Below are 6,301 nucleotides of genomic sequence, written 5' to 3' on the forward strand. Positions count from 1 at the left end.
ATCGCGGTCCTTTCTTGGCGTCTCCGGGCTGTTCGCCGGAGACGCCGTGTCATACGCGGCTGATGAACGACGCCATCATGGCCACGCGGGGCACGAGCTGGTCGAGATAGACCTGCTCCTGCGGGTTGTGCATGAAGTCGCCGACCACGCCCATGCCGTCGATGGTGGGCACGCCGGCGGCGGAAATGTCGTTGCCGTCTGAGCAGCCGCCCACCATGGGCGACGCCTCGAGTTCCATGTCAAGGTCGGCGCCGACCTGCTGAAGCAGCGCGAAGAGCTTTCGGTTGGCCTCGCACTCGGCCAGCGGCGGGTGAGACAGTTTGATCTCGAACTCCACGCGCGCGCCGGGCAGCACGGCCCCGTGCCCGGCGAAAACGGCGCGGCCGCGTTCGACTTCCTCGGGCACGCACATGCGCCAGTCCACGACCGCTTCGGCGTAATCGCAGACCACGTTGTCCGCTGTTCCGCCGCGGATCACGTTGGCGCTGAACGTGCTGCCGCCGGGGCCGTAATCCGACCGGCTCTCGGCGAAGAGGATCTGATGCGCCAGCTCGATATTGGCGTTGACGCCGCCCCGCGGATCGTTGCCGGAGTGGGCCGCCTTGCCCCAGCATTTGATGAGGATCTGGCCGCCGCCCTTGCGGCTGACCTTGATCAGGCCGCTTTTCGCCACGGCCGGCTCGGCGACGATGCAGGCGTAAGCCTCTTTCGCCTTTTCCAGCAGCAGCGGACGGGAATGGAACGATCCCGTTTCCTCGTCGGAGTTGTTGACGATCAGAACTTTCTTGTCCAGCTTCACGCCCAGCTCCTGAAGCGCTTTTAGCGCCCAGATCACGGAGATGTCGCCGCCCTTCATGTCGACCACCCCGGGGCCGTAGAGGACGTCGCCTTCGCGGTGCACCGGCACCGTTCCCAAAGGGTGGACCGTGTCGTAGTGGCCGACGATCAGCAGCGTGCGGTCGCCCGAGCCGATCTCGGTGACGATGTGGTCGCCCACTTCCGTCTGCGGCACGAACTGCGTCGCGGCGCCGAGGCGGTCTTTGTAGAGCGAGGCAAGCAGCCGCACGCACGCGTCGGCGGCCGCCTTGTCCCCGGTCGGCGATTCGGCGCGGGCGAGCGCGGCGAGGTCGGCGACGATGTCTTCCCTGTGCGCTTCGAGATAATCGTAAATTTTCTTTTCCAGAGCTCTCATGAAGAAACCTCCTTGCACAAACGCTTCGTTTTTTTCTTCGCCGCCGGGCCGAAAGACCGCGGCGGAGCTCACGCGCGCTCCGCCTGCGATTGTCTCTGCGCGGCGAAGAACAGCGCCAGCCCGGCGAGGATGACGGCGATGCCTGCGGCCTGCCGCGCCGAGAGCGTTTCGCCGAGGAACAGCCAGGCGAGGAAGCAGGTGCCCACCGGTTCGCCGAGGATCCCCATGGTGACGGTGGTGGCCGTGATCCACTTGAGCAGCACGTTGAACACCATCTGCCCGCCGATCGTCGAAATCAGCGCCAGACCGAGGAACGCGCCCCACGTACCGGGCGCGTAGCCGGTGAACGGATGCCCCATGAAGAGCGCGTAAAGCGCCAGCACGGCCGAACTGCTGCCGTAGCTGAGCACCGAATAGGGCACAGCGCCCATGCGGCGGCGCAGGATCTGCCCGCAGAAGAAGTACAGACTGATGACGCCGCCGGAAACGAGCGCCAGCAGGTCGCCCCACAGCGACTGGCTGCTGACGCTGAAATCGCTCCAGCCCACGACCGCCGAGCCGACGATGGCGATCGCGCCGCCGGTCAGCGCGCGGGCGCCCAGCCTTTCGCCGAGGAACAGCCGCCCCCAGATCACCGAAAACAGCGGCTGCAGCGCCGCCAGCACGGTGGAGCTGGCGACCGACGTGTAGCGCAGCGACTCGAACCACATCACGTAATGAACGGCGAGGAAAAAACCGGCCAGCGCGCCTTCCGCATATTGAATCGGAGAGAGCGAGCGCAGCTCGCGCCGGTCGTTTTTGTGGCTCAACAGCCACGGCAGCAGCGCCAGCGTGGCGAAAAAGAGCCGGTAGAAGGCGATGACACCCGCCGGCGCGCGGGCGACCTTGGCGAAAACGCCCGACGCGGACAACATGAACACGCCGGCTGCCAGCGCCAGATAAATGACGGAACGAGATCTCACGGCGATTCCTCCTTGCCTTCGCAGTCACATCGGCGGATCGCTTTTGACGACGATTGTAAAAGAACGCGGCGGCAAAATCCGGCGCGCCGGCGGCGCGTCCGACCGAACCGCGAAGGCTCCGCCTGTCCCGGTCCAAGCGAACTCCGGCGGGCGGAGCGTTCCGTTCTTTTTAGGTGCGCTGTCAAGGCTTGCGGCAACTTTGTTTGTGTGAAATGTTCCACGTGGAACATCAAAAGCGGGGCGAAAAACGCGGCGCGTTCTCTTCGTTTGGGATCCTAGCCTTTCAGATGGCCGTCGAACCACGCGGCGATCTCGCGCAGGCGGGCGAGGCGGTTTTTGGGGCGGCCGGAGCGGCTCAGCTCGTGATTCTCGCCGTTGAACAGGCACATGCGGCATTCCACGCCCAGCACCTTGAGCGCGGTAAACATCTGGAACGACTGGTCGCGCTCGCAGCGAAAGTCCTCCTGCGACTGGATCAGCAGCAGCGGCGTCTTGACGTTGGCGACGTGCTTGAGCGGCGATTCCTGCCAGGCCTGTTCGCACGCGTCCCACGGGCGGCCGCCGTGCTGGTCTTCCACATAATAGTAGCCGATGTCGCAGCTGCCGAATTTCGACACCCAGTTGCTGATCGGTCGCTGCGCCGCGGCCGCTTTGAAAAAGTCCGTCTGCGTGACGATCCAGTTGGTCATGTAGCCGCCGTAGGAGCCGCCCGTGACGCCGACGTTCTTCTCGTCGACGAAGGGCAGGTTGGCGACGCACCATTTCGTGAACGCCATGATGTCGCTGTAATCCTTGACGCCGTAAAAGCCGCGGATGTCGTCGAAACCGCCGGGCCGTCCGTCGCCGCCGCGCGGGTTGCAGTAGATCACGGCGTAGCCGCGCGCGGCCCAGCACTGCATCTCGTGGAAATAGACGCCGCCGAAGGCGCTCTTGGGGCCGCCGTGGATGTGCAGGATCGTCGGATACTTCCTGCCTTCCTCATAGCCCACGGGCTTCATGTACCAGCCGTCGAGCGTCCAGCCCTCGTTTTCGTAGCTCACGTGTTCGGGCGCGGAAAGCTGGAGCTCCTTCGTAACGTCTTCGTTGTGGCGTGTCAGCTGACGCTCGCGGCCGTTTTCGAGCAGATAGAGCTCCTGCAGCTGCAGGCCCTTGAAGCCCGTCATGACCGCCGCGCCGTTTTTCCAGTCCCAGTTGTCCACCGTGTCGGTCCCGTTGGTGAAAGCGGAGATGGAACCGTCGGCTTCGAGCGCGTAGAGTCGGCTCCGGAAGCCCTCGGTGGCGCAGTAGATCACGCGCCCGCCCTCGACGGCGAAGCCGCCCTCCTGATCGGCCGTGTTGTAGCGGCAGTCGCTGCCCACGGCGTTGCGCAGGCTGCTGTCGAGATCGGGCGTGACGGCGTCGAGCTTTTTGCCCTTAAGGAAGAAGAACTGGATGTTCTGATTCACGCCGACAGTTTTTTGGTCGCTGCCCGTGACCAGCGCACCGTCCTTGTACCAGCCGGCGTCCTTGAAGCCGAACGTCAGCCCTTCGCTGAGGCAGGACAGTTCGCCCGTGCCCAGGTCGAGCTCGTAGACGTGGTTGGTCGTCGGCTTCACGTCCGTATACTCGACGGCGACGAGCAGGGCTTTGCGCCCGTCGTCGCTGAGATGGCAGCGCGCCACTTCCATATGCTTGGGCGTGACGCGCGTGAAGCCGCCGCTGGCGGCGTCGTACACGGCCAGCCCCGTGCGGCGCTGGCAGACGAAGCCCTTGCCGTTGGCGGTGAAAGGGAGCTGCTCGATCACGTAGTAGTCGGCGCCTTCGGGATTGTCGTAGACGGGCTCGAACGTCGCCGTCACCAGCCAGCGGCCGCCGCCGAGGTCGGCGATGGCGCTGGCCGGACGGTCGATCGTGAACAGTTCGCGCGCCTCGCCGCCGTCAAGCGGCAGCGCGTAAAAGCGCGTGCTGTCCTTGGGCACGTCGCCGCGCCCGGAAGCGAAGATCAGCTCGCGCCCGTCGCGGCTCCAGGCGAAGAACTTCTCGGAGTTCGTGAACGTCAGCTGCCGTCCGCTGTCCGCGGCGAGGTCGTAAAGCCACAGGGCGCTGTCGTAATTGTTCTTGTCGAAGTTCGCCGAGCTGACCACGTAGGCGATCTTGCCGCCGTCAGGCGAAAACGCAGGGCGCGAGAGGAACTTGAACTTTAACAGGTCGTCGTGTTGTACCGGTCTCATGCGAAAAAATCTCCTTTGAGGGAATGTATTGAGAAAAATCAGCCTGCGCCGCCGGCCTTTAGCCGATCGTGCGTTCCAGGAATTTCAGCAGGTTCTCGCCGAGCGCGCCGCGAACCTCGTTCTCGCTGAATCCGCGGGCCAAAAGAGCGGCCGTCAGCCGCCAGCTCTCGTCGTAGAACGGCACCGCGTCCTTCGGTTCGCGGTTGTTGCCGACGCGGAACTCGTCGCAGAAGTCGAAGCCGAAACACAGGTGTTCCGCGCCGGCGACCTGCTTGACGTGCGCGCCGTGCGCCGCCAGTTCGTCGGGATCCGCGCGCCCCGCGCCGCCCGCGTCGAGCCGCACGAAGTCGCTGCAGGCGTTCATGCCCATGACGCCGCCGCGCTGCGCGAGCGCGGCGATCTGCTCGTCGGTCAGGTTGCGCGTCACCGGCGTCAGGGCGCGGCAGTTGGAGTGCGAGGCGATGAACGGGCGTTTGGTGAGCGCGCAGAGATCCCAGAACCCCTCGTCGTTGAGGTGCGAAACGTCCAGATACATGCCCAGCCGTTCCGCCTCGTCGGCCAGCCGCGCGCCGAAGTCCGTCAGGCCGCCCTTGCGCCCCTCGCGCCGCGGCTGGAAGAAGCAGCCGTCGGCGGCGTAGTTGCGGCGGCTCCAGACGATGCCGATGCCGCGCACGCCCAGCTCGTAAAAGGCGCGCAGCAGATTGAGGTCGTTGCCCAGCGGCTCGGCTCCTTCGAACGACAGGAGCAGGGCGATCTTTCCCGCCGCGCGGGCGGCGCGGATCTCCGCGACGCTGCGGCACAGGACCAGGTCGGGGCACTGCGCCAGCTCCTCGTACATGCAGGCGATCTGGTCGAGCGCGCGTCGCAGCGCCATCTCCGGCACGTGCCGGTCGTCGATGAAGATCGACGAGATCAGCAGGTCGACGCCGCCGGCGCGGATCTTTTCCAGATAATCCGTCCTGAAAACGTCCGTCCTGCCGCCCTCGAGGCGCTTGGCGGCGAGCAGGTTGAGCAGGTCGTAGTGCGCGTCGGCCACAAAACAATCGCGGTGCAGCGCCTGCGCCCGCTCCTTCAATTCCGGGGTGATGTCCATAAAATTCCCTCCTTGGCGAAATACTGCCATGATTATAACGCGAAAGCTCTATCGCGTCCCCATGGTGAAGGAAAAAAACGGCGCTCCCGGGACGACCGCCCCGTTTCGCGGAAGCGCCTTTCACGAAAAGAGCCGCGGCGAACGAGAATTGATCGTTCGCCGCGGCTCTTCGGTGCGGTGCTTGTTTTTCCGCCGCGGAACGGCGGCGTGTATCGCGTTTTTTGCTTTTCTTCGTCCGCGGCAGTTTGTTCCCCGCTTTTACCTGATCTTGCCCGAAGCGCGCAGCAGGCGCTCGAGGCGCTCCACGCGCGCCTCCATTTCCGCCTTGACCTCGGCGATCTCGCGCGCCTGATTGGCTTTGCTCTCGACGAGTTCGTGCTTGAGCGAAGACACCTCGGCCTGCAGTTCGGCGTTTTCCTTCTGCATCACGTAGACGCTGCTGATCGGGCCGGAACGGTAGCGCGCCGGGATCGCTTCCTTGTCTTCCTTGCGGCCGATCTTCCACGTCAGCCCGGCGTTGGCCATCGACTCGCCGTGATGGGTGACCGACACGCCGGCGTGGACCATGAAGTCTTCCTTCAGGTAATGCGCCCAGCCGAGGGCCAGCGCGTATTCGCCTTTGTACGCTCCGAAGCCGGCCATGAGCTGGCTGGGTTCGACGGGGTCGTACTGCATCGGTTTCAAAGCACTTAGCGCCGAGCCGAGCGCGCCGACGTTCTTGATGTCGCGCCGCAGGCTGCCCATTTGGTTGTAGACGTTGCCGAAGTTGTTGTAGATGTTGTTGATTTGTGTGTCTACGGCGCTCAAAGCGTCGCCGACGTTGTGATACGTGCCGCCGCGGATG

5 protein-coding genes are annotated in these 6,301 nt (G+C 64.7%); all 5 read right to left on the minus strand.

The window, feature by feature from the left end; all coding sequences use genetic code 11:
* Positions 1-49: 49 nt before the first annotated feature.
* Positions 50-1,192 carry a M20/M25/M40 family metallo-hydrolase gene (locus HMPREF7215_RS05010; RefSeq protein WP_040550547.1) on the minus strand — a complete coding sequence of 381 codons (1,143 nt, stop codon included), beginning with the start codon at positions 1,190-1,192 and terminating at the stop codon, positions 50-52.
* A gap of 68 nt (positions 1,193-1,260) precedes the next feature.
* Positions 1,261-2,154, minus strand: a complete 894-nt coding sequence (locus HMPREF7215_RS05015) for a DMT family transporter (protein WP_009164600.1) — start codon at positions 2,152-2,154, stop codon at positions 1,261-1,263.
* A gap of 275 nt (positions 2,155-2,429) precedes the next feature.
* Positions 2,430-4,364 carry a S9 family peptidase gene (locus tag HMPREF7215_RS05020; RefSeq protein ID WP_009164602.1) on the minus strand — a complete coding sequence of 645 codons (1,935 nt, stop codon included), beginning with the start codon at positions 4,362-4,364 and terminating at the stop codon, positions 2,430-2,432.
* A gap of 58 nt (positions 4,365-4,422) precedes the next feature.
* Complete coding sequence (locus tag HMPREF7215_RS05025) at positions 4,423-5,457, minus strand: dipeptidase (RefSeq protein WP_009164603.1); 1,035 nt, start codon at positions 5,455-5,457, stop codon at positions 4,423-4,425.
* 258 nt (positions 5,458-5,715) lie between these two features.
* On the minus strand, positions 5,716-6,301 hold a 586-nt coding region (locus HMPREF7215_RS05030; RefSeq protein WP_009164604.1), incomplete at its 5' end, for a YadA C-terminal domain-containing protein.

Source organism: Pyramidobacter piscolens W5455 (assembly GCF_000177335.1).
GTDB lineage: Bacteria > Synergistota > Synergistia > Synergistales > Dethiosulfovibrionaceae > Pyramidobacter > Pyramidobacter piscolens.